The sequence below is a fragment of the Streptomyces sp. NBC_00691 genome (genome assembly GCF_036226665.1).
Lineage (GTDB): Bacteria > Actinomycetota > Actinomycetes > Streptomycetales > Streptomycetaceae > Streptomyces.
Map to the genome: position 1 here is coordinate 8,096,746 of NZ_CP109007.1, position 21,404 is coordinate 8,118,149.

The following is a 21,404-nucleotide window of genomic DNA, read 5'->3' on the forward strand; positions in this document are numbered from 1 at the left end:
CCGGGACGCGGAGGTCGGCGGGAGGAACAGAGCAGTATCACTGCGACTGTTCCTCCCGCCGACCTCCGCGCGACGATGCGCGAACCCGGAGCCCGGCATCGCCTGCCCGGGCGCGGGGCTCACTGACGGCGTCGGCGCCGACCGCGGCCCGCGGTCTCGTACTCGTCCTCCTGAGCCTCCTCGTCGTCCTCGTCCTCGTCCTCCATGGTGGCGGCGGGGCCTTCCTCGTCGTCCTCCGCCTCCTCGTCTTCCGCGTCTTCGTCGTACTCCTCGTAGGGCTCGCCTTCGTCGTCCTCCTCCTCGCCTTCCTCTTCCGGCTCGTACTCCTCCTCCGGCGCGCCGTCGTCCTCCTCGTCGGTGAAGCCTTCCTCGTCTGCCTCCTCTCCTTCCTCTCCTTCCTCGCCCTCCTCCTCGTCGAGCTCGGATTCGTCCTCGAGCGCCTCCTCGTGCGAACGGACCACCTCGCCGTCGCGAATCTCGCCACGCCAGCCCTCCGGCTCGTCGTCGGTGAGGGTGACATGCCGCCGGAAGTGCTTCAGGTCCAGGCGGAGACGTCGGCCCTGAGCCCGCCAGAGGTTGCCGGTCTTCTCGAAGAGGCCGGAGGGGTAGTACTCGACGGTGAGCAGGATGCGGGTGAGTGTCGGCCCCAGTTCGTGGAAGCTGACGCACCCCCGGACGGATCCCTTGGCGCCTTCGGAGGTCCACACGATGCAGTCGTCCGGGACCTGTTCCTGGACCGTCGCCTTCCAACTACGCGTAGATGGGCCTACCTTGACCTTCCAGTCGCTGGTGGTCTCGTCGCCTTGGGATACGTTGCGAACGCCCTTGGTGAACCCGCTGAAATCCTCGTACTGCGTCCAGTGGTTGTAGACCCTGCGTAGCGGAGCGCCCACGTCGATCGTCTCGACGATGCTGGTGATCTTCTGGCTGCCGCTCTTGCGCTTTCCTTTGCCCGAACCGAACAGGTTCGACGCGGCGTCGGTGACCTTGTCCTTGATTCCCCCGAGTGCCTGCCCCACGACAGCCTTAGCGGGGGAGTCCCCTTTCAGCAGCCGCCCCCCGATGTCGGTGAGCTTGCCGCCGTTCTCCGCCACGTCGTTCAGCTGATCGGTGACGTCGTCGAGTTTGTCCGTCGCCTTCTCGGCCAGTTTCCCGGTCTGCGCGCTGAGGAATTCGCCCAGTTCGCCGATCAGCCGGTCCATTCCGGATTCGGACTTCTGGGAGCCGTCCTGGTCGCGGTCGCGGTCTTCGGATGCCATGACCTACCTCCGCGTGGCCGGCTTGCGCGCCGACGTCTTCTTGGCCGCGGGCTTGCGTGCCGCCGCCTTCTTCGCGGGCGGCTTGCGGGCTGCGGCCTTCTTGGCCGTCGCCTTCTTCGCCGGTGCCTTCTTGGCTGCGGCCTTCTTGGCCGTGGTCTTCTTCGCTGCCGTCTTCTTCGCCGGCCCGGCGGCGGACTTCTTGGTGGCCGTGGCCTTCTTGGCGGGAGCGGTCTTCTTCGCCGGGGATCGGCTCGACGTCGACCGCTTCGCGGGCGTGGCCTTCGTCGCCGTTCTCGACGACTCCTTCTTCGCGGGAGCGCTCTTCTTGGCGGGCGATGCGGCAGGACGTCCTTGGGAGGCCTTGCGGGCGCGGGACGGGGTGGTTCCTGACCGGGAGCGGGACGTGCTGTCTCCGCTCGACCGTGCACGGGACTGCCCGCCGGCGGACCGGCGTGACCGTGGCTTCCTCGGCTCGGCTTCGGGCTCCCTCTCGTCAGGCTCTTCCGCTTCCTCCTCGGGTTCTTCCTCTTCCTCCTCCTCCCACGCGTCCTCTGCGCCCTCGTCCTCGTCCTCGTCCGCGTCCTCGTCGTACTCGTCCTCGGGTTCCTCTTCCTCCTCCCAGTCCTCGTCCTCGTCGTACGGTGCGTTCGCCTCTTCGTCCTCCTCCTCGTCCTCCCGGTCGCTGCCGCTGCTGATGGCGAGTGTCCGCTCGTGGAGGGAGTCGGCCAGGTCCGCGAGCTTGCGGTTGGCCGCCGCGGTCAAGGCCTGCCGGCCGGCGTCCAGTGCCTCCCCCCTCAACTGGTCGCCCATCTCGGCGATCTGGGGTACGTCCTTGAGCTTGGTGAGCCCCTGTGTCACGAGCTGTCCGGGCTCGAGGCCGAAGCGACGGCCCGCGAGGTACGTCGCCACGGTGAACGCGAGGCGAGCCTTCTTCGTCCGTCCCAGAAGGTAGCCGCCTGCCACGGCGGCTGCCAGGGCGACTTTGGTCGTGTCCTCCATGACTTCTGTCCCTTCACCGGGCGACCGGGGCCCTTCCGCCGCTCGTGCGGTGCGCCCTGGGTCGGGTCACGCGTCGGGTGGAAAGCGTGTGAGGACGCCGCGCTGGTGCGGTCTGGGACGAGCCTGCTCTCCCGGACATGGCGTATGTCCCTATAAGATGAAATTCTAGCCTTTAGTTGCTGGACGTCTCGTGGAAGTGTCCTATGGCCACAGCGGATCCCGATCGCCCTCGACGCGGTACCTCGCGTTCCGCAGGTGAGGGGCGTTCCCCCGCACGGCGGAAGCCGGCGCCCAGTCGCCCGAAGGCCGTGGACGCGGGCTCGGCCATGACGTCGGCCACCGAGCAACTGACGAGGCTGCTCGGCCGACTTCCCGAATCCGTCTCCTCGCTCAAGCCCATCGACGACGGGTGGGAAGCGCAGGTGGAAGTGGTGGAACTGGAACGGATCCCCGATACGACGAGTGTGCTGGCCAGCTACCGGGTCACCCTCGACGGGCAGGGCACGCTGCTCTCGTTCGAACGAACCCGGCGCTACACCCGAGGAATGATCGATCGGCCGTTCTGAGTGCCGTTCGGCCGCGGAAGGAGGCGCCATGACCATGGTGCCGCAGGGCGGCAGCGCCGTCAGCAGGGGCGGTGGTGGCTCCACGGGCAGTCTCTACGACGTCCTGGAGCTCATTCTGGACCGCGGGCTCGTGATCGACGTCTTCGTCCGTGTGTCATTGGTCGGGATAGAGATCCTCAAGATCGACGCGCGGATCGTGGTGGCCAGTGTGGACACCTACCTCCGCTTCGCGGAGGCGTGCAACAGGCTCGACCTCGAAGCGGGCCGCAAGGCTCCGGCGCAGCTGCCCGAGGTCGTCGGCGGCATGATGGAGGGCGGGGCCCACGGGAAGTCCAAGGGGGCCCTGACCGGGGCCGTCGAGGCCGTGACCGAGTCCCTGACGGGGAAGGGCCGCGGTGATGACGAGGAGCCGGAGGAGGAGCCGGAAGAGGAGGAGGCGGAGGAGGCACCCGTTCCCCGACGCCGACGGCCCGCCGCCCGCCGCTCGACGCGACGGGAGAAGGAGTGACCGATGGCCCTCTACGTCTATGCGATCACCGGGGAGCAGCACCCCCTCGACATCGATGACCTGTCCGGTGTCGGATCGGAGCCGAGTCCCGTGCGCGGTGTCGCCTCCGGGCCGCTCTGCGCGGTGGTGAGCGACATCTCCGAGGAGATCCGGCCCAAGCGCCGCGACCTGTTGATCCACCAGGAGGTGCAGGAGCGTCTCATGCGCGGCGGACCGGTCCTGCCCTTGCAGTTCGGCTACACCGCGGCCGACGAGCCGACGGTCGAACAGGCGCTCCTGAAGGACGCCGACGGCTACCTCGCCACCCTGGAGCGGCTCGAAGGGTGTGCCGAGTACCACGTGAGAGCGATGCAGGACGAGGAGGATCTCCTGCGGCAGGTCCTGCGGGAGACGCCGGAAGCCCGTGAGCTCAACGAGCGGATTCTCGGCGGGGACCAGGATCCCCAACTCCCTCTTGCTCTCGGCCAGTTGGTCGCCGCGCAAGTGCAGGAACGGCAGCAGGCACTGGCGTCCGGGCTGATCGAGGCACTCGTGCCGTTCGCCCGCGAACACACCGTCCGGCAGACGTCCGGAGCCGACCTCCTCAACCTCTCCCTCCTGGTCGCCGACGACCGGCGGGAAGAGTTCCGCGCTGCGGAGGGCAACCTGGCCCGGCAGATCGGGGACGGGATCGAGTTCAGGCTGAGCGGACCGCTGCCGCCGTACAGCTTCGTGGAGTGAGCACTGCCCGGAAGGAGGGCGACGATGGGACTTCTGACACACCTGCTGACCCTTCCCCTCGCCCCGGTGCGGGGCGTGACCTGGGTCGCCCAGAGAGTGCTGGACGAGGCCGAGGAGCAGTACTACGACCCGGCTCCCGTCTGGCGCGAGCTCGGCGAGCTGGAGGGTCGGCTGGTACGGGGGGAGATCGACGAGGAGACCTTCGAGCACCGCGAGGACGAACTGCTGGACCGGCTGGCGGAGATCACGGCCTTCCGCGCGGGCACACCATGACCGGGAATCGAGGACGTCGCCGTGTCTGACCCCCTGCCCGACCGATTCGGGACGGCACCCTCCAGGGCGTTGCCGACGCCTTACGGGCCCAGCTCCTCCGCGAACCTCGCCGACATCCTCGAACGCGTCCTGGACAAGGGCATCGTCATCGCGGGGGACATCCGCATCAACCTGCTCGACATCGAGCTCCTGACGATCAAACTGCGGATTCTGGTCGCCTCCGTGGACAAGGCGAAGGAGATGGGGATCGACTGGTGGGAGCATGACCCCTCGCTCTCCTCCAAGCACAGTGGAGGGCCGCTGGCTGAGGAGAACCGCCGGCTCCGCGCGGAGCTGGAGGCACTGCGGAGCGCGGCACCGGTCGCGAATGAGCCTCGGATCCCCGGGACCGACCGGGTCCTCGAAGCGGATGCGGCCCTTGAGCCGTACGACACCGGAGCGTCGGACGAGGAGCTTGAGCCGGACGAGGAGCCTGAGCCGGACGAGCGAGAGGAGCCGGACGAGCGCGAGAAGCGGGACGCCAACCGAGCACCGGGCGAGCGCAAGGGCGGCGGGTCGGCACCGCGCCGGAAGCCGGCACGACGGAAGCCCGGCACATGACCGGCAGCGGGAGACTCACCTACGTGTACGCCGTGGTGCCGGACGGCCAAGTGCTGCGGACGGTCCTCTCGGGCGTCCACGGGGTGTCCGGGGCACCGGTGTCCCTCCTCGGGGCCGACACACCGGGCACGCCCCCGGAGGGACCGGACCCCGCGTTCGTCGTCAGCCGCGTCGAGGCGCAGGAGTTCGACGAGCGGACGCTCAAGGCCCGCTTCGAGGACCTGGAATGGCTGGAGTCCGTCGCGCGCGCCCACCACGAGGTGGTGCAGGCGATCGCCGGCCACGACACCGTGCTCCCGTTGCGGCTGGCCACCCTGTACCAGGACGACGACCGCGCCCGCGAGGCGCTCGCCGCCCAGCGGAGCGTCTTCGCCGAGCGACTGGCCCTGCTCCGTGGCCGCAGCGAGTGGGGCGTCAAGGTGTACATCAGTGCGCCCGGACCCCGGGAGGACCGAGACGGTGCCGCTGGTCCCGCGAGCACCACGGAGCTCAGCCCCGGCAAGGCCTACCTGCGGCGCCGCAGGGCCCAGCACACGGTGCAGGAGACCCACTACCGGAACGCCCAGGTGGCCGCCGAGAGCATCGAGGCGCTCGTCTCCCGGTACACCACCCACCGTGTGCGTCATCCCGCTCAGCGCGGAGCACTCGCGGGGCCCGAGGAGAACGTCCTCAACGACGCCTACCTGGTTCCGGACGACCGGGCCGAGAGCTTCCGAACCGCGCTCGCCGCGGTGGCGGTGGACATCGACGGCGTACGCGTCGAAGTGACCGGCCCGTGGGCCCCCTACTCCTTCGCCATGCCGCCCCCGCCACCTGACCCGCCCCAGGAAGACGCCGTACGGGACGGCCCCGCGCCATGAGTGCCGCCCGGTCCACGGAACAGCTGCCCGGCCGCCAGGTCGCCCTCGTCGACCTCCTCGACAGGTTGCTGAGCGGCGGCGTGGTCCTCTCAGGTGACATCGTGCTGTCGATCGCCGACATCGACCTCGTCCGCATCTCGCTCCGCGCGCTGATCGTGTCCGTCGGCTCCGATGCGGATCCGCTCGGACCGTCCACCCAGGGGCGCGCGTGAACGGGCCGGGAGAAGGGCCGGCACCCACGCCCGGCGAGCCGGGCAGCGCCCCGGGTACGTCTCCGCCTCCGGGCTCCTCGTCCCTCGCGGGTACGTCTCCGGCCCTGGAAGGCGTCGGAGCGGCCCTGGGCGACGCCTTCCGCCTCGTGAAGGCACCTCCCGCGTCCGCCGGCGAACCCCACCGTCCCGCGCACAGGCTCCGGACGGACCACGAATCCGTCGAGGAGGACCTCCTCAAGCTCGTTCTCACCGTCGTGGAGCTCCTGCGCCAGCTCATCGAGAGACAGGCGCTGCGGCGCGTCGACGCCGGCGACCTCACCGACGACCAGGAGGAGGAGCTGGGCGCCACCCTGATGGCGCTGCACGACGCGTTGACCGACCTCTGCGCCGAGCACGGCTACACACTCCAGGACCTCAATCTCGACCTCGGCCCGCTCGGACCGTTGCTCCCTCCGGCAGACCGCGGAGAGGGGTGAGGACGGAGCGTCCGTTCCGTCGGCTCCCGGGCCCACGGCCTGCCTGCCAGACGGTGAAGCGGACCCAGCGCGACGCATGGGGCGCGCTTCGCCGGGTAGCCGCAGGGGAATCGCCGGACGTCCGCGACGACGTGGAAGAGGCGTGACCATGAGCGGGTTCGAGCGGACCATCGACGCCGATCGTCCCCTGCGGCCCGCGGACAACCAGTGCACTCAGGTCGACGCGTCGCCACGCCGGCCTGTACAAGGAGCCGAGGACATGGACCGTGCCGCACTGTTCGACGTCGACGGGACCCTCGTCGACTCCAACGCCCTGCATGTCGTCGCCTGGTGGGAGGCCCTGCGTCAAGGCGGGCACTTCGTCCCGACGCACGCCGTTCACCGCGCGATCGGCCTGCCGGGAGACAAGCTTCTGGAACACCTGCTCGGCCCCGACCGCGACCGGTCGCAGGACAGCCGTCTCAGCACCGCTCACGACACCCTGTACGGGAGCTGGTTCGAGCGGCTTCACGCCTTCGACGGCGCCGCGGAGCTGCTGAGTACCCTCGCCGGGAACGGCTGGAAGGTCGTCCTGGTCACATCGGCCAAGGACCGGGAGCTGGAGGCGCTCCGGCGGGCGCTGGACGCGGACGCGGCGATCGCGGCCACGGCCACCGCCGACGACGTGGAGGAGGGCAAGCCCGCCCCGGATCCGATCGAGCACGCGCTCTCGCTGGTGGGAGTGGCCGCGGAGCGGGCCGTGCTGGTCGGGGACAGCGTGTGGGACATGAAGGCCGCGAGTCACGCGGGTGTCGTCTGCGTCGGCCTCTTGTGCGGGGGCGTTCCGCGTGCGGACTTGGAGGACGCGGGCGCGGCCGCCGTGTACGACGACGCGACGGACCTTCTCGCCCACCTCGGTACGGGGCCCTTCGCGAAGGTCGGGGCAGAGCGCGAGGGGCTTCGGGGCCCGGCGCTTCCGTAGGGCCGACGTTGACACGGCTGAGGCGATCCGCCCCCCCTGGTGCAGGGGGGGGCGGATGGGCGACGGGAAGGGATGGACGAGCAAGGGCGGTTGGGGGCGGAGCCCGCCCGCCCCCAGATCACGGGGGCGGGCGGCAGACTGTGGACGGCGCGGGCGGTGCCGGCCGCACTCGCCCTGCGGTCAGCCCAGGCGGGGGCCGTCGGGGTCGCGGGGCGGCATCGGCCAGGCCTCCTGTGCTCCCGAGGGCGTGCTCGTCGGACCAGGAGCGCCCATCGTCCCCGGGGCCTCCCGGACCGGTGCGTCGGTCGGTGTGAGCGCGTCACCGCGGGTCGGACTGCCGGTGGTGTCCGAGGGCTGGACGCGGCCGCGCCAGCCGCCGGTCTCGTGACCGTGGTCCTCGATGAAGCCCTTGAACCGCTTGAGGTCTCCCTTGACGCGTCGGTCGAGGATGCCGAGCGCGTCAGCCGCCTTCTCCGCCATGCCGTCGGGTTCCACGTCCATGGCGAGACTCACCCGGGTGTGACCTTCGTCGAGCCCCTGGAAGGTGACGACGCCCTTCTGCTTCACGTCGCCGCCGATGGTGCGCCACGAGATGCGCTCGTCGGCCAGCTGGTCGACGATCTCCGTGTCGAACTCGCGTCGGACGCCTGCGATCTTGGTCTGCCAATGGCAGTGCCGGTCGTCGAGCTGAGTGACGTCCTCGACGCCTTCCATGAAGCTGGGGAACTCCTCGAACTGCGTCCACTGGTTGTAGGCGTTCCGCACGGGAACGTCGACGTCGATCGTCTGCTTCACCATGCTCATGTTGTGCCTCCTGCCGGTGTCGTGAACAATTCGGTGTCTTTCCGCGCGTACCCGGCGAGACCGACCCCAATCGTGGACGTCCGATGCGGTGTTCTCCCGCTGCGTCATCCGGCATGAGGACACGTGCGGTGGCCATCGCCGATCACCCTCGTCAAGGTCGAGTCGTGGTCAGGGCTCCTCACGGCGCATGCCCGCTGCTCGATCGCGCAACCGCCGGGACACCTCGATCCCGCGACTGTCGGGACACCTCGATTCCTCGACCGTCGGAAGGCGCGGTTCTCCGCCCCCGTCCGGCTCCTCGGGCGACGTAGGCATGAAGCCGTGGAGAGCGGGCACCCGCCAGGGGCGACGGAGGCCGCGCGCTCGCGCAGAGGGCGGCCCGACGGCCTTCGGCGGTATTCGGAGGTGGCGTCATGGTTCCCCTGCTTCTCGTCCTCCTGGTGATTCTGATTCTCTTCGGCGCGGGCTTCGCGCTCGACGTGCTGTGGTGGGTTGCCATCGCCGTACTCGTGGTGTGGCTGCTGGGGTTCCTGATGCGGAGCGGCAACAGTCGCTGGTATAGGTGGTGACCTTGCTCCGACGTCCGGCATGAGGGCGGTGGCGGTGGCCCGCCCTCGTCACCGCGGAAGGAGCGACGGGTGTCCGCCGGACGCCCGGAGGGACGACGGAACAGTCCGGACGCCCGGCAGGGAGGCAGACGTGTCACTCGACGGCAGGAACGTACTCATCCTCACGACCAACTACGGGACGGAGCAGGACGAGCTGACGAAACCGGCGGCCGCCCTGCGCGACGTCGGCGCCCAGGTCACGGTTGCGGCGCAGAAGGACGAGGCGGTCCAGACTCTCGTATCGGACCGTGAACCGGGTGCTCTGGTTCAGCCGGACACGACCCTGGCGAAGGCGACGGCGAACGGATTCGCCGCCGTGGTCGTACCCGGTGGCACCGTGAACGCCGACCGGCTGCGGACGGACGGGGACGCCCGGCGCCTCGTCTCGGCCTTCGCCGAGGCCGGCAAGCCCGTCGCCGCGATCTGCCATGGGCCCTGGCTGCTGGTGGAGAGCGGGCTGGCAGGATCCCGCCGACTCACGTCTTACCCGTCACTGCGCTCCGACCTCGAGAACGCGGGGGCCACCTGGCTGGACCAGGAGGTCGTCGTGGACACCTCCGGTCGTCATCCCCTCATCACCTCCCGCAGGCCCGGGGACCTCGACGCCTTCGCCGCGGCGATCGTCGACGCCCTCGACAGCGGACAGCGCGCATGACACGGGAGACGGACTGCCGCACCGACCGGGCTCTTTGACAGAGCGGAGGCCAGGAGGGATTCCTCCTGGCCTCCGCTGTGGTGTGCACGCGCCGTCCGGCTGTCAGCCGACGTGTCTCAGCCGTCCCGCTGCCGGCGTTCCCGCTGTCGACAGCCGCTGCTGCGCAGGTGCCAACGGGCGGCGTTGCACGGGTGTCAACGGCCGCCGCTGCGCGGGCTGCCGACGCTCCCAGGCTCGTCCGCGGTGAAGACCAGGGCCGCGCGCCCTGCCCGGAGCGTCTCCAGTTCCTGGATCTGCCGCTCTGCGCGCCGCAGCAGCTCCCGAACGCGTGCGACGTCGATGCGCCGTTCGGTACCGGCCAGCGCTTCCAGCGAGCGCCAGGCGCAGGCCTTGCCTTCCACACCCAGTCGCATGGCCTCGAGTTCGACCACGTCACTCAGGGGTGAGCGGGAGAGGACACGGCCGTTGAGCTTGAACCGGCCGGCCTTCTCGGCGAGCCGCCCGAGCGCCACGCGGCGTCGCAGCACAGGGAGGTCGAGGTCGGCCATGATGCGGCACAGGCTGTCGCGGTCCTGCGCCGCTTCCCGCGCGAGCGAGGCCAACGGCGCGCCGAGGGCCGTCCCCCGGTGGGCGCGTGCCGCGCGGCGGAACAGATCGACACCGGCAGCGGCTCAGGGCGGGATGTCGGCCGGACGGGCGTCGCGCAGCCGGTCCAGGCGGCGGATGGCCGGTGTCGCACTGATGCCGTGAACGAGAACGGACAGGGCCACCGTGACTGTCGTGAGCGCCCACAGGTCCCGGACCTGCCCTTCGAACCCGTGGTGGCCGAGCGCGTAGGAGAGGTAGTAGAGGGAACCGATGCCGCGCAGCCCGAAGATGGCGGTGACCACCCGCTCCCGGGGGCCGGTGACGAAGCCGACCTGTGCGATCCACCCCGTGACCGGGCGGACTATCACGATCAGTGCCAGGGCGAGCAGGACCATCTCCCAGGTCAGTGCCGTGAGCGCCTCCGTGACCAGATAGTGGCCGAGGAGGAAGAGCACCCCGGCGGTCAGGAGGCGTTCGATCTGCTCGGTGAAGCCGTGCAGCACCTTGTGATAACCGTGACCGCGTTCCGCGGCCCGTATGGCGCAGGCGGTGACGAAGACGGCGACGAAGCCGTATCCGTGGGCGAGTTCGGTGAGGCCGTAGGAGAGGAAGGTCGCCGCGAGGGCGACGAACCCCTCCATGTGCTCGGACAGCCTGAGTGACGACGCGCCGGCCCGGAAGAACATCCATCCCAGCAGCCGGCCGAGGGCGAGACCGACCGCGACGCCGATCGCGGCTTTGGCGAGGAGGTCCACCCCGAACCATCGCGCCCAGTCCACCTGTGCCCAGCTGCCTCCAGCGGCGGCGAGCGCGAGGGCGGCGAGGACGAAAGGGAAGGCGAGACCGTCGTTGAGGCCGGCCTCGGCGGTGAGCGTGAAGCGGACCTCGTCCTCGTCGTCCACGTCGTCCGTCGGTTCCCCCACCCGTACCTCCGCCGCCAGTACGGGGTCTGTCGGCGCGAGCAGGGCGCCGACCAGCAGCGCGGTGGCCCAGGGCCAGTCCAGGAGCAGCCAGGCGAGGGCGGCCGTCGCGGCGACCGTGAGGGGCAGGGTGATGCCGATCAGCCGTCTCGGTCCGGCCCAGGCGCGGAACCCGAAGGGACGGTTCAGGGCGAGGCCCGCGCCCATGAGGGAGACGATCACGCAGAGTTCGGTGAGGTGCTCGACCCAGACGCGGTTCGCCACGACGTCCATCTCCGGCAGGCGGAGCGGCAGCAGTCCGGAGAGCGCGCCGGCCGCCAGGAACACCATGGGCATGGACAGAGGTCTGCGGCGTACGAGCCGGGGCAGGACGGCTGCGGCGAGCGCTCCGAGCCCCAGGACCGCGTAGGAGGTGCCGGAGAGATCGGTGGCCGCGGCGACGGTGCCGGAGAGATCGGTGGCTGCCACGAGTGTGCCGGAGCTGGACAAGCACTAAGCCCTTTCCGTCACGGCCCTGCCGCGGACCTGAACATTCGGGAGGAGTACGCCGTCGAGCGGCCCGATCCGCGCCCCGAAAGGCGTCGGCACGGGTCAGCCGGTCGGCACGGGTCAGCCGGTCGGTCGGTACGGGTCAGTCGGTCGGTTCGCCGGGGACCGAGGGTGTCCGGGACCGATCGGTACGTCACGACTGCCCGACCCGACCGAACGTATGCGCGGCGACGCCTCGACGCCGCCACCAGGTACACCCCGGTGGGGAGCAAGAACAAGGACCGCACCACCGAATGGCCACTCGCCTCACCTGTTCGAGGGCGGTCCGGCGGGCGTCGAGCAGGGAGCGGATCCTGGGCCTGCCCCTCACACGACGACGCCTGTGGCCGCCCCCGAAGGAGCGGCCACAGGCGTCGAGTGCGGCGAACCGCCGCGGAGCGCCGGGAGACGCCCGGCGCTACCAGCGGTACCAGCGTCTGCTACCGCCCTTGGGGCGGGCCACGAAGCCGAGCAGCCACAACACCAGGACGATGATGGCGACCCACCAGAGGGCCTTCAATGCGAATCCCGCGCCGAAGAGGAGCAGGACCAACAGCAGGACGAGAATCAGGGGAACCATGAATATCAACCTCCGGGGCTCCGCGTGCCCCTGCTTTCGTCCCGTACACATGCGTCTTCACAAAAAAGTCGGACTGTCATGAAAGCGTTGGGCGGCGCACGCCCTGACCGAGGCCGTCACCGCACCGCGCCACCTCTGTCCGTCCAGGCTCAGTCCACCCGGATCCCCAGGACACAGGCATCGTCCTCATGGCCCGCGATCTCCGGGTCGGACAGGAGCGCGTCGATCACGCCCTGCGGCTGCAGTGAGGCGGCGGCCGCCACCGCCCGCGCCAGCCGCGCGATCCCTTCGGTCACGTCCTCACCCCGGCGCTCGACCATGCCGTCGGTGTAGAGCACCAGAAGATCGCCCGGTCTCAGCTGTGTCGACGCGGTCTCGTACGCGTACCCCGGCAGCGCGCCGAGGAGCGGGCCGCGCTGCTCGGCCGTCAGCGGCTCGGCACGGCCTTCGTGCAGGAGCAGCGGCGCGGGGTGCCCGGCGTCGGCCCAGTGCAGGACCTTGTCCTCGTCGAGGTGACCCACGACCACGGTGGCCGTCTGCCCGGCCGGGTCGCTGCACACCAGCTCGTTCAACCAGGTCGTGATCTCGCCGGCGGACGCGCCCGTCTGCGCCAGCCCCGCCAGCGCGTGCCGCTGCTGCGCCATCCGGGCCACGGCGTCCAGACCGTGGCCCGACGCGTCCCCGATGGCGATGAGCACCCGGCCGTCCGGCAGCAGCCGGCACTTGTACCAGTCACCGCCGACCGCGGCGTCGGGCTCGGCCGGGCGGTAGGAGGCCGCCACCGTCAGCCCGACCGCGGCCAGCGCCTCGGAATGCGTGGGAAGAAGCGCCTCGCGCAGCGCGTCCGCGACCCTCCGCTCCGCCTCCGTCTGCCGCCTCAGCCGATCGGACTCCCGCTCCGTCTCTGCCAGCCGCCTTCGGCTGCGGATCTGCGGTGTGAGGTCACGGGCCACCAGGTTGATCGCCCAGGCCCTGCCGTCGGTCCCGGTGACCGGCCGCCCGAGCAGGTCGAGCGTGCGGAGCTCGCCGAGTACGAGGAACCGGATCCGCGTCCAGGCGGGCTCCTCGCCCGCCAGCACGGAGCTGAGGAACTCCGCGAGGGCGGTCAGATCGTCCGGGAGCAACGCGTCGCACAGCTGTTCCAGGGTCCACGGCATGCGCACATCGGCGTGGAAGATACGACTGAGCCCCTCCGACCAGGTGATCTTCCCGGAGAGCAGATCCCAGTGCCCCCACCCCATCGACGCCAGGAACTGCGCGTCGATGGTCAGCAGCTCAGCCTGCGTCTGTACGGGCTGCCACGTCGCCAGCACCTGTTCACCGCAGCGGGCGGCGGAGTACAAGAGCGGCGCCCGGTGAATCCGGCCGAGACGCTGTTCCGTGTAGTCCACGACCAGCCCGTCGAGGGGCTTGCCGGTGTCCACGACGTCCGCCAGGGCGGCCAGCAGCCCGGAGGCAGCCGCACCCGGCCGCGCCTCCAGGAACCGCTGGCCGACCTGGCGGTCGGGCGCCTCCAGCCAGTCCGCGGACCGGACGCGGTTGCCGGCCACGATGCGGAAGTCCAGGACGGCGTCCGTGTCGTCCTGGACCGGTTCGAGCAGCACGGCCGAGGCGGGGATCGCGGCGAGCACCGAGCAGACGCCGCTGCCGCCCGGCTCATGGGCGCCGCATAGGCAGGGGGAGGCCCCGTCGGTCTCCGCGGACGGCGGAAGCACCGCCAGGGACTGCAAGGGCGAGGCCAGCTCCGCATGGGCCGAACCGCCGAGCGGGCGCTCCGCGTGCCGGCGCACCGCCGTGCGCAGCGAGGTGATCTCGCGGCCGATCATGTCCTTGAGGGCGTCGACGCTGTCGGGCAGGGGAAAGGTCATCGTTCGCCTCCGCGAACTTCAGGACGTGAAGAGAGTGTCGTGAAGAGAGTGTCGTGACGAGAGTGTCGTGACGAGAGCTCAGTGCCCCAGCGACTTCTTGAGCTCGGACTTGTTCATCGACGAGCGCCCGTGGATGTCGCGGCGCTTGGCCTCCGCGTAGAGCTGGTCGTACGTGGGGCTCTCCGAACCGCTGGAGGACCGCTGCCCGCCTCGCTTCGAGGACGACGTGTCACGCGTCGACGACGTGCTCGCGGTCTTCGACTCTCCGGAACGCGCCCGCTCCTTGTTCACCGTCCGCGCGGCGATCTCCTCGGCACGCCTCGTGCTCTCCCCGCGACCCTCCGCGCTCTCCTTGATGTGTTCGTACTGTCGCTCCCGCTTCGGACTCGATCCACGAGGCATGACGCTTCCTTTCGTGTTCCGTCGGACAGGCGGCGCGCGACGCGTGCGCGAGTGCGTACAGGGCCGCATCCCGACCTGCCGCTGCCTGCTGGGCCGGACGCCGATCGCTCGCCCTCCCATGATCTCCGTAAACCCCGAATGAGGTGCCCCGGGCGAGGCAGTCGGCGGTGTGAAGCCCACAGGACCGACTCGTACGGGTGGCGCGTCCGAACCGGGGAGGTACGCGATGTCCGGTACGCCCGCGACCTCGGGCCCCCTCGGCGGCCGAAACCGGTCCTCGTCGTGGCGTCCACGGGGTGATCATGCAGTGTCCGGGTAGACGCAAGGCGTGATCACGCTCGGAGTGGAGGAAGAGTATCTGCTGGTGGACCCGGCAACGGGCGTCCCGACCCCGGCGGCGAAGGACGTGCGCCGTGCGGCGGGCCTCGGCCCCTTCGCCGAGGGCGCCGAGATTCAGGACGAGCTGTTGCAGGCCCAGATCGAGGTGGCCACCCCCGTGTGCTGGAGCCTCGACGAAGTGGGGGGCCATCTCCTGCGGTTGCGCCACGCCGTCGCCTCGGCCGCCGAGGCGAGCGGCTGCCGCGTCGCCGCCACGGGTGCGGCCCCGGTGCGTGGTGGGACGCCCATACCCGTGACGCCCACACCGCGCTATCTGAGAATGGAGGGGGAAGCCCGGCAGCTGGCCGACGAACAGCTGATCTGCGGGATGCACGTGCACGTCGGCGTCCCCGATCCGGAGACGGGCGTCGCGGTGCTGAACAGGATCCGTGGCCGGCTCCCCACGCTGCTCGCCATGTCCGCCAACTCACCTCTGTGGGACGGGCGCGACACCGGGTTCGCGAGCTGGCGCACCATTGTCTTCGGTCGCTGGCCCGTGAGCGGCGTCCCACCCCACTTCGACGGACTCTGCGACTACGAAAGCCGTCTGCAAGCGCTCGTGGACTCGGGGGCGATCGCCGACCGGGGACAGGTCTACTGGCAGGCGCGGCTTTCCGACCGCTACCCCACCATCGAGGTGCGCTGCCTCGACGTCCAGCTGCGGGCCGACGACGCCGTCATGCTCGCCGGGATCGTCCGGGCGTTGGTGACCACGGCGATCGCGGAGGAGAAGGCAGGCCTGCCGCTGCCGGTGGCCGCGCCGGAGCTGACACAGGCCGCGAACTGGCACGCGGCGCGGCACGGCCTGGACGGGACTCTGCTGGACCCGCTCGGCCGCCCGCACCCCGGCGGAGAGGCACTGCACGCACTCCTGCGGTCCATCACGCCCGCACTGGAGGAGGCCGGAGACCTCCGTGGAGTGAGCGGCCTCGTGCACCGTCTCCTGAGAGTCGGCAATCCCGCCCACCGCCAGCGCCGCGCTCTCGACGAGAAAGGGCTGCCGGGCCTGCTCGGCCTGCTGACCGGCACCGACACGTGCGACTGAGCGCCACGACACTGCGGAACGCTGCGCCGAGGCCTGGGGGACCGGCCGGGACGAACCTGGCGGCATACGGGTGCGGGTCCGCTGACGAATGCGCGGGTGATGGAAGCTCCGTCGAGCAGGACGGAAGCGTCGTGCCCCTGGCAAGGGCGGCAGATCGGCCGGGTCGCGCACCGGGTCAGTCAGGTCGCGGGGGTGGACGGGCCGCCGGAACCGTTCGGATCCGCGTCGGTGAGACGGCGGGCCAGGACATGCTGAGTGGGAGCCTGATGCCCGCCCGAGGCGAGGATGCGTACCTCGTCCTGGGCGCTGATCTCCGCGCGGATGATGCCGGTGGGGTCGGCATAGACCGGATGGCCGCCGGGGCCCTTGGAAGAGGTGCGCTCGACGATCACGATGTCTTGGGGGGACCCCGTGTCTTCGGAGAACACCAACTCGTATCGGACTGGGTTCATTCATCCTATTTTACGCGGAAGGGTCGGCCGTGCCCCGGCTGGCCGGACCTGCGGTTTCCTGCCGGACGCACCGAGTGGCGGACGTCTGCCGAGCAGATGCCGGGATTGCCCCGGCGGCACAGCAGGTGGACAGAGCTGTTGTGGGCGACTCAGGAGCCGTAAACGCGCTCCGACCAGCCGCCGCACCCAGCGCATCCGTCACTCAGGGTGCACGCTTCACGGAGAGTGAGCCAGAACCCGAGTTTGGACGGCAGTTGTTCACCGTTTCGGGAGGCGGTTGGATAGGCGCGGGGCGGATGTGCACGAGAGCGGGAGGCACCTGATCCGGGGGCCGGCCCCCGGATCTCGTCGGAGAGTGCCGAGGGGGCGTCGTGGAGTGGCCGATGGGGTTGCTCGGGTTCGCTGCCGGGCTCCTGATATCAGTGGCCACCGCGCCCGTGGGCGTTTCCGGCGCGGTCTTCCTGCTCCCCGTCCAGGTCAGCGTGCTGGGCGTGCCCAGTCCGGCCGTGACACCAACGAACCTCCTCTACAACGTCGTGGCCGGCCCCGGCGCGCTCCTGCGCTACTGGCGGGCCGGACGGCTGGGCGGGCCGCTGACCCGGCTCCTGATCGCGGGTACCGTGCCGGGTGTCGTCGTCGGTGCAGTGATCCGCGTCTTCGCCGTCCCCGGCCCGCGCGTCTTCCGTCTCCTCATGGCCGTGCTGCTCCTGCCGCTGGGTCTGTGGCTGTGGCTGCGGACCCTGCGCCCGGCCCCACCCGGCACCCGAGACCTGCCGTCGTCCCGTGCGACGACATCGCTGGCGTTGGCAGTCGGTGTGGCCGGCGGCATCTACGGGATCGGAGGCGGTTCTCTGCTCGGTCCGATCCTCGTCGGTCGCGGCGCACCGGTCGCCACCGTCGCTCCCGCCGCACTGGCCTCCACCTTCGTTACGTCCGTCGTGGGCGCGGCCACCTACGCATTGCTCTCCCTCGCCGCCACCGGCGACGTCGCCCCCGACTGGCTCCTGGGCATGACCTGCGGCGTCGGCGGCCTCCTCGGCGGCTACCTTGGCGCCCGCCTCCAACCACGTCTGCCCGAGACAAGCCTCCGACTTCTTCTCGGCACCCTCGCCACCGGAATCGGCGCTCTGTACGCAGTCCAGATCCTTCGCTGACCGTGCAGGTCCCCCCAGGGCACCGAAGTGCCGCCGAAACACGTGCAATCCTGGAGAGCGACAGCGATGCGGGGGGCGACGGTGGGGCGACAGGTACGACGAGCCGCGGGGACGCAGTCCTTCATGGACCTGCTCAGGCATCCGACTCGCCTCATCGGGCAGCTCACAGGAGATGCCGGGCCTGGCTCTCGTCCGCGCTGCGCTGCGCGGACGTTGCACCGAGGCCTAGGCCGTTTCTTTCAGATCATCTGATTGTCGGTTGGTGTGTCATTGGCTGACGCGCAGTGGGCGCGGATGGAGCCGTTGCTGCCGGATCGGACGCCGAGGTAGGGCGGGTGACGGCGGGATTACCGGAGGCCGCGCGCTACGCCGAAGTCCGTCGCAGGGGACCCGGTTCGGTGAAGTCGTGAAAATCGCTGGATGCGATGTCGGTCCGACCTCTACCTTCGCACGGTGAGCCACTATGCGATGTCAGCCGAGGACGCACTCGCGCTTCTGGAGCGGCTTCACGCCCACGGCGTAGATGCGTGTGTGGGTGGTGGGTGGAGCGTGGATGCACTGCTCGGGAAGCAGACGAGAGATCATTCCGACCTCGATCTATGGGTGCCGGCCGTACATCTTGACCCGCTGTTCGTTGCGTTCGGGGAGGTCGGCGTCGACCGAATCTTCCCGTGGCCTGGTGACAGGCCGTGGAACTTCGTTCTGCACGACGGCGTAGGGTTGCGGGTCGACTTGCACCTCTACGAGGCTCTTGCGGATGGATCGCTGCACTACGGATCCGTGGTGGATGGCGCTGCCTTTCCGGCTGAGGCACTCGCCGGACACGGTTTCATCGCCGGGACCGCGGTGCGTTGCGAGTCGGCCGAGTGGGCGGTGCGCTGCCATACGGGATACCCGGCTCGTGATGTCGATCGCCATGATGTCCCTTTGCTGTGCCGAAAGTTCGGGATCCCGCTGCCTGAGAGTTTCGAGCCCTGAGTCCCCCAAGCCATTTCATGGGGATCACCTGGCTGACGTGACTGCTCGGATTCCGCGCCGTCGCAGGTGGCGGCGGATCGCCCGCGAGGAGTAGGCCTTGTCGGCCAGGACCACGTCGGGGGTGATTCTGAGCCGGCTGACCGGTCTGGGCACTCGTATCCGGTTCATGGTCCTGTCGATGCATCAAGTCCAAGTCGCGGTGATCCCCCGTCTGTTCACCGATCAGCGCGTCGATGCCCCACCCTCCACCGATCCAGACATCCACCTCCGCCCGCCGCAACAGAGCCAGGACCGACAACACATCTGCAGCCGTCATCACGGGACGCAGGCTAGGAGCAATCACCTCGGGCGGGGAGCGCATTCCCTGTACCGGCCTACCCGGGAAGCCACTTGGTCTGGGAAAACGCAACTTCGACAGAGGTCTCGGAGGCAGCTACCTTCACCTACGTCTTCGGCGATCGCCCGCCGTCGCACAGGAGTTCGTTCCGGCGTGGTCGTCTGCGGCGGGGGAGTGAGTCCCCCCGCCACGCGGCCTCGCCCGTGCGGCATCGCACGGCTCATCAGGCCCCCCTACCAGGAGAGACGTATGCCCCGACTCGCGCTGTACACCTTCGGTGTCCTGAAGTCTCCGCTCACCGATCCCACGCCTCTGACGGGTGAACTCCTCGACAGAGGCAGGGCCGTCTACCGGCACATCGGTGAACACCCCGGGTACCTCGGACGTGCTGAGGCGGCGGGAGGCGGCCCGGGCACGCACTTCGACCTGGACTGGGGTGCGTGGGGAGAGTTCGTCGTGCCCGCCTGGTACGGCAAGGGCCGTACGGTGCGGACGGCAGCCCTGGACGCGACCCTCTCGCTGTGGACCGACTCGTCCTCCGCCTGCGACGCCATCTACACCGGAGTGCACCGAGAGGCCCTGAGCAGGCGCTACGACTGGTTCGAGCGGACAGGACACCCGAGTTACGTGTGCTGGTGGGTCTCCGACGACGAGATACCGCGCTGGGTGGACGGGGTCTCCAAGCTGGAACACCTCCACGACCACGGCTCCGCGCCGCACGCCTTCACCTTCCACCACTCCTTCACTCCGCAGGGAACTCCGGCCACGATCGAAGCCCTCGGGCCGAGGAGCCACCGGGTCCAGTGACAAGGACCCACCATGCCTCCAGACCCCCCGTGGGCCTGTGGAGCGCCTCCCATGGCTCGGGCACACGCTTCCCACCCCCGACACTCCGGCGCTGGAGCCGACGGAAGGGACGCCCAGCCCTCAGCCGGGACGGTTCGACGTGGCCGGAGTGAGGGAACCGGGGGCCGCGAGTGCCGCACGTTCCAGGGACCGCAGCATCGCTTCCCGGTCCGCCGGTACGTACTCGTCCGCGGCGGCAGCCGCGTCCAGCACCTCCCGGATCTCGGCGGCCGTCAGGCTGCGCGTCTCGGCCGCCGCCACCAAGTCGGCCGCCCTGCCGCGCGGCAGGCCGCGCTCCGAGGCGATGACGTCGCGCAGCAATTCCTCGCGCACCGCGAAACGGCTCATTCCGCAGTCGAGGCCGTCATCGTCCAACTCGTCCGGGTAGGGCGCACGCGCCCAGGCGCCGTTCTCGTACCAGTACACACAGCCCAGTTCCCAGCCCTCCAACAACTCGCGGAGGTGCTCGTACGGCAGCCAGTCCGGCGCCTGCGCCAGCATGTCGATCGCGGGTTCATGCCACTTCACGGCACTGGACTCGTCCTCGCCGTACAGCAGATAGCGGCCGTCTCCCAGCTGCTGGAACGTCCACCAGGTGCAGCCGCGATCGTCGAGGTGCAACCCCTGCCGGTCGATCCATGTGCCGACGCGGCGGTCACCCCGAGTCTCCGACTTCGCCGTGGCCTCCAGCACGGCGACCAGGGCCCAACGCGCCCACAGCACTTCGGCCGCCGGCAGGTTCTCCGGCCGGCCAGGCCTGTCGATCGCCATTCCGTCCCCCAGTCCATCCCGTACGCGTACAGCGTTCCGCATGATCGCAGAACCGTGATCGTAGAACAGTGCCGGTACGCATCAGGAACGGGCGAGGGCAGCCGGGGCAGGCTCAGGTCGGGCAGCCGCCTCGGTGGACCGGCTGCACAGGAAGAGGCTCCTTGTAGGGGGCGCACTCCCGTCTCCCGCGCGCCGTACCGGTTCGATCTGGACATTTCTGGTTCGGTGCGGTCGACATCACATGCCGTGGGCCTGCTTCACCTTCGAAGTGACGCACCGGATCTGGCCGAGGTGCTCCGGAGTGCGCCCCCTGTGCACCCGGTGCCGTGTTCCGCCTGACGCGGCAAGGGCAGAGGGGTGGGGGTGGCTGCTCGCGTCGTGCACCCCTGGCACGACGGAGGACCGAAGGGGTGGGAATGATACGAGTGACGGTGGTCTACGAGGCGCAGCTCCTGCGGACCGCGCTGGTCGAACTGCTGAGGTCGGGCGGGGTCATGGTGGTCTCCTCGCTGCCCAGATGGCCGCAGGGCCCGGCGACGGGGCTGCCGGAACCCGACGTGTACGTGGCGGACGCCGAGTGTCTGCCGCCCTCGGCGACGCGGCCCGTGGCCGCTGCCGCACCGCCCTCGGGGGAGGGGTCCGGTGTCCGTCCGGCCCTGCTGGCTCTCGTCCCCGGGCTGCGGCCGGGGGTACTGCGACGGGCCCATGCCGCGGGGGCGACCGGCTTCGTCGACCAGAACGCCCCGAAGGGTCGATTACTCGAGGCCGTGCACCGTCTGGCCAGGGGGGAGCGCTACATCGACGACACCCTCGCGGTCGGGTTCCTCCAGGCCGCGGAGATGCCCCTGACCCGGCGTGAGCTGAGTGTCCTCTCGCTGGCCGCCGACGGAGCGCCGGTCGCCGAGATCGCCGCGACGCTGTTCCTGACCAAGGGCACCGTCCGCAACTACATGGCGAGTGTCATCCGCAAGGTCGGCGCACGGAACCGCGTGGACGCCATCCGGATCGCCCAGGGCGCCGGGTGGACCTGAGCACCGTCGCGGCGTCCTCACGGGC

Annotated in this window: 26 protein-coding genes and 2 pseudogenes; 16 read left to right on the forward strand and 12 right to left on the reverse strand. The window is 70.1% G+C overall.

Features of this window, described 5'->3' with window-relative positions:
* Positions 1-119: 119 nt before the first annotated feature.
* Complete coding sequence (locus OG392_RS36215) at positions 120-1,259, reverse strand: SRPBCC family protein (RefSeq protein ID WP_329286666.1); 1,140 nt, start codon at positions 1,257-1,259, stop codon at positions 120-122.
* A gap of 3 nt (positions 1,260-1,262) precedes the next feature.
* Entirely contained in the window at positions 1,263-2,258 is a 996-nt protein-coding gene (locus OG392_RS36220) for a histone H1-like repetitive region-containing protein (protein ID WP_329286668.1), read from the reverse strand.
* 203 nt (positions 2,259-2,461) lie between these two features.
* On the opposite strand from OG392_RS36220, the gene OG392_RS36225 reads away from it, so the two are divergent.
* The 9 genes from OG392_RS36225 (at position 2,462) to OG392_RS36265 (ending at position 7,434) form a co-directional block, all read left to right on the forward strand.
* Entirely contained in the window at positions 2,462-2,824 is a 363-nt protein-coding gene (locus OG392_RS36225; protein ID WP_329286670.1) for a gas vesicle protein GvpO, read from the forward strand.
* Positions 2,825-2,852: 28 nt separating this feature from the next.
* Positions 2,853-3,332, forward strand: a complete 480-nt coding sequence (locus tag OG392_RS36230) for a gas vesicle structural protein GvpA (RefSeq protein ID WP_329286671.1) — start codon at positions 2,853-2,855, stop codon at positions 3,330-3,332.
* Positions 3,333-3,335: 3 nt separating this feature from the next.
* Positions 3,336-4,052 carry a GvpL/GvpF family gas vesicle protein gene (locus tag OG392_RS36235; protein WP_329286672.1) on the forward strand — a complete coding sequence of 239 codons (717 nt, stop codon included), beginning with the start codon at positions 3,336-3,338 and terminating at the stop codon, positions 4,050-4,052.
* Positions 4,053-4,076: 24 nt separating this feature from the next.
* Positions 4,077-4,325: a gas vesicle protein GvpG gene (locus OG392_RS36240; RefSeq protein ID WP_329286673.1), complete on the forward strand. Its 249-nt coding sequence runs from the start codon at positions 4,077-4,079 to the stop codon at positions 4,323-4,325.
* Between the two features lie 69 nt (positions 4,326-4,394).
* On the forward strand, positions 4,395-4,925 hold the full coding sequence (locus OG392_RS37635; protein ID WP_443055030.1) for a gas vesicle protein: 531 nt from the start codon (positions 4,395-4,397) through the stop codon (positions 4,923-4,925).
* Complete coding sequence (locus OG392_RS36250) at positions 4,922-5,785, forward strand: GvpL/GvpF family gas vesicle protein (protein WP_329286675.1); 864 nt, start codon at positions 4,922-4,924, stop codon at positions 5,783-5,785. The genes OG392_RS37635 and OG392_RS36250 overlap by 4 nt, the downstream gene beginning before the upstream one ends.
* Positions 5,782-5,997, forward strand: coding sequence for a gas vesicle protein (locus OG392_RS36255; RefSeq protein ID WP_329286676.1), 216 nt, complete (start codon positions 5,782-5,784; stop codon positions 5,995-5,997). The genes OG392_RS36250 and OG392_RS36255 overlap by 4 nt, the downstream gene beginning before the upstream one ends.
* Positions 5,994-6,473: a gas vesicle protein K gene (locus OG392_RS36260; protein WP_329286677.1), complete on the forward strand. Its 480-nt coding sequence runs from the start codon at positions 5,994-5,996 to the stop codon at positions 6,471-6,473. The genes OG392_RS36255 and OG392_RS36260 overlap by 4 nt, the downstream gene beginning before the upstream one ends.
* 259 nt (positions 6,474-6,732) lie before the next feature.
* Positions 6,733-7,434 (forward strand): HAD family hydrolase, encoded by a 702-nt coding sequence (locus OG392_RS36265; RefSeq protein ID WP_329286679.1) that lies wholly within the window; start codon positions 6,733-6,735, stop codon positions 7,432-7,434.
* A gap of 180 nt (positions 7,435-7,614) precedes the next feature.
* On the opposite strand, the gene OG392_RS36270 is transcribed toward OG392_RS36265, so the two are convergent.
* Complete coding sequence (locus OG392_RS36270) at positions 7,615-8,238, reverse strand: SRPBCC family protein (RefSeq protein ID WP_443055031.1); 624 nt, start codon at positions 8,236-8,238, stop codon at positions 7,615-7,617.
* A 413-nt stretch (positions 8,239-8,651) separates the two neighbouring features.
* Here OG392_RS36270 and OG392_RS36275 point away from each other — a divergent pair, with 413 nt between their 5' ends.
* A complete protein-coding gene (locus OG392_RS36275; protein WP_329286681.1) occupies positions 8,652-8,807 on the forward strand; it encodes a hydrophobic protein in 156 nt (51 codons plus the stop codon).
* A 130-nt stretch (positions 8,808-8,937) separates the two neighbouring features.
* Positions 8,938-9,501 carry a type 1 glutamine amidotransferase domain-containing protein gene (locus tag OG392_RS36280; RefSeq protein WP_329286682.1) on the forward strand — a complete coding sequence of 188 codons (564 nt, stop codon included), beginning with the start codon at positions 8,938-8,940 and terminating at the stop codon, positions 9,499-9,501.
* A 194-nt stretch (positions 9,502-9,695) separates the two neighbouring features.
* Here OG392_RS36280 and OG392_RS36285 read toward each other — a convergent pair whose 3' ends face one another.
* The 5 genes from OG392_RS36285 to OG392_RS36305 all read right to left on the reverse strand — a co-directional run bounded on the left by OG392_RS36285 (position 9,696) and on the right by OG392_RS36305 (position 14,387).
* On the reverse strand, positions 9,696-10,049 hold the full coding sequence (locus tag OG392_RS36285; RefSeq protein WP_329286684.1) for a hypothetical protein: 354 nt from the start codon (positions 10,047-10,049) through the stop codon (positions 9,696-9,698).
* A gap of 123 nt (positions 10,050-10,172) precedes the next feature.
* Entirely contained in the window at positions 10,173-11,477 is a 1,305-nt protein-coding gene (locus tag OG392_RS36290; RefSeq protein WP_443055032.1) for a cation:proton antiporter, read from the reverse strand.
* Between the two features lie 478 nt (positions 11,478-11,955).
* The gene (locus OG392_RS36295; protein WP_329286686.1) at positions 11,956-12,117 is read right to left on the reverse strand and encodes a hydrophobic protein; all 162 of its coding nucleotides are present in this window, start codon (positions 12,115-12,117) and stop codon (positions 11,956-11,958) included.
* Between the two features lie 149 nt (positions 12,118-12,266).
* Positions 12,267-13,985 (reverse strand): PP2C family protein-serine/threonine phosphatase, encoded by a 1,719-nt coding sequence (locus OG392_RS36300; RefSeq protein WP_329286688.1) that lies wholly within the window; start codon positions 13,983-13,985, stop codon positions 12,267-12,269.
* A 78-nt stretch (positions 13,986-14,063) separates the two neighbouring features.
* On the reverse strand, positions 14,064-14,387 hold the full coding sequence (locus OG392_RS36305; RefSeq protein ID WP_329286690.1) for a plasmid stabilization protein: 324 nt from the start codon (positions 14,385-14,387) through the stop codon (positions 14,064-14,066).
* Between the two features lie 328 nt (positions 14,388-14,715).
* On the opposite strand from OG392_RS36305, the gene OG392_RS36310 reads away from it, so the two are divergent.
* A complete protein-coding gene (locus OG392_RS36310; protein WP_329286692.1) occupies positions 14,716-15,810 on the forward strand; it encodes a carboxylate-amine ligase in 1,095 nt (364 codons plus the stop codon).
* Positions 15,811-15,989: 179 nt separating this feature from the next.
* Here the strand turns inward: OG392_RS36310 and OG392_RS36315 are convergent, their stop codons facing one another.
* On the reverse strand, positions 15,990-16,262 hold the full coding sequence (locus OG392_RS36315; protein ID WP_329286694.1) for a DUF6296 family protein: 273 nt from the start codon (positions 16,260-16,262) through the stop codon (positions 15,990-15,992).
* Positions 16,263-16,633: 371 nt separating this feature from the next.
* On the opposite strand from OG392_RS36315, the gene OG392_RS36320 reads away from it, so the two are divergent.
* The gene (locus OG392_RS36320) at positions 16,634-17,416 is read left to right on the forward strand and encodes a sulfite exporter TauE/SafE family protein (RefSeq protein ID WP_329286696.1); all 783 of its coding nucleotides are present in this window, start codon (positions 16,634-16,636) and stop codon (positions 17,414-17,416) included.
* Positions 17,417-17,869: 453 nt separating this feature from the next.
* The gene (locus OG392_RS36325; RefSeq protein WP_329286699.1) at positions 17,870-18,394 is read left to right on the forward strand and encodes a nucleotidyltransferase domain-containing protein; all 525 of its coding nucleotides are present in this window, start codon (positions 17,870-17,872) and stop codon (positions 18,392-18,394) included.
* Between the two features lie 39 nt (positions 18,395-18,433).
* Here the strand turns inward: OG392_RS36325 and OG392_RS36330 are convergent.
* Positions 18,434-18,571, reverse strand: a pseudogene (locus OG392_RS36330) (IS5/IS1182 family transposase); the annotation flags it as partial.
* Positions 18,555-18,710 (reverse strand): annotated as a pseudogene (locus OG392_RS36335) (nucleotidyltransferase domain-containing protein); the annotation flags it as partial. The pseudogenes OG392_RS36335 and OG392_RS36330, both read right to left, overlap by 17 nt.
* Before the next feature lie 270 nt (positions 18,711-18,980).
* On the opposite strand from OG392_RS36335, the gene OG392_RS36340 reads away from it, so the two are divergent.
* The gene (locus OG392_RS36340; RefSeq protein WP_329286701.1) at positions 18,981-19,538 is read left to right on the forward strand and encodes a DUF3291 domain-containing protein; all 558 of its coding nucleotides are present in this window, start codon (positions 18,981-18,983) and stop codon (positions 19,536-19,538) included.
* A 120-nt stretch (positions 19,539-19,658) separates the two neighbouring features.
* Here the strand turns inward: OG392_RS36340 and OG392_RS36345 are convergent, their stop codons facing one another.
* Complete coding sequence (locus OG392_RS36345; RefSeq protein ID WP_329286703.1) at positions 19,659-20,348, reverse strand: hypothetical protein; 690 nt, start codon at positions 20,346-20,348, stop codon at positions 19,659-19,661.
* Between the two features lie 416 nt (positions 20,349-20,764).
* Here OG392_RS36345 and OG392_RS36350 point away from each other — a divergent pair, with 416 nt between their 5' ends.
* Entirely contained in the window at positions 20,765-21,379 is a 615-nt protein-coding gene (locus OG392_RS36350) for a DNA-binding response regulator (protein ID WP_329286705.1), read from the forward strand.
* Positions 21,380-21,404: the final 25 nt, after the last annotated feature.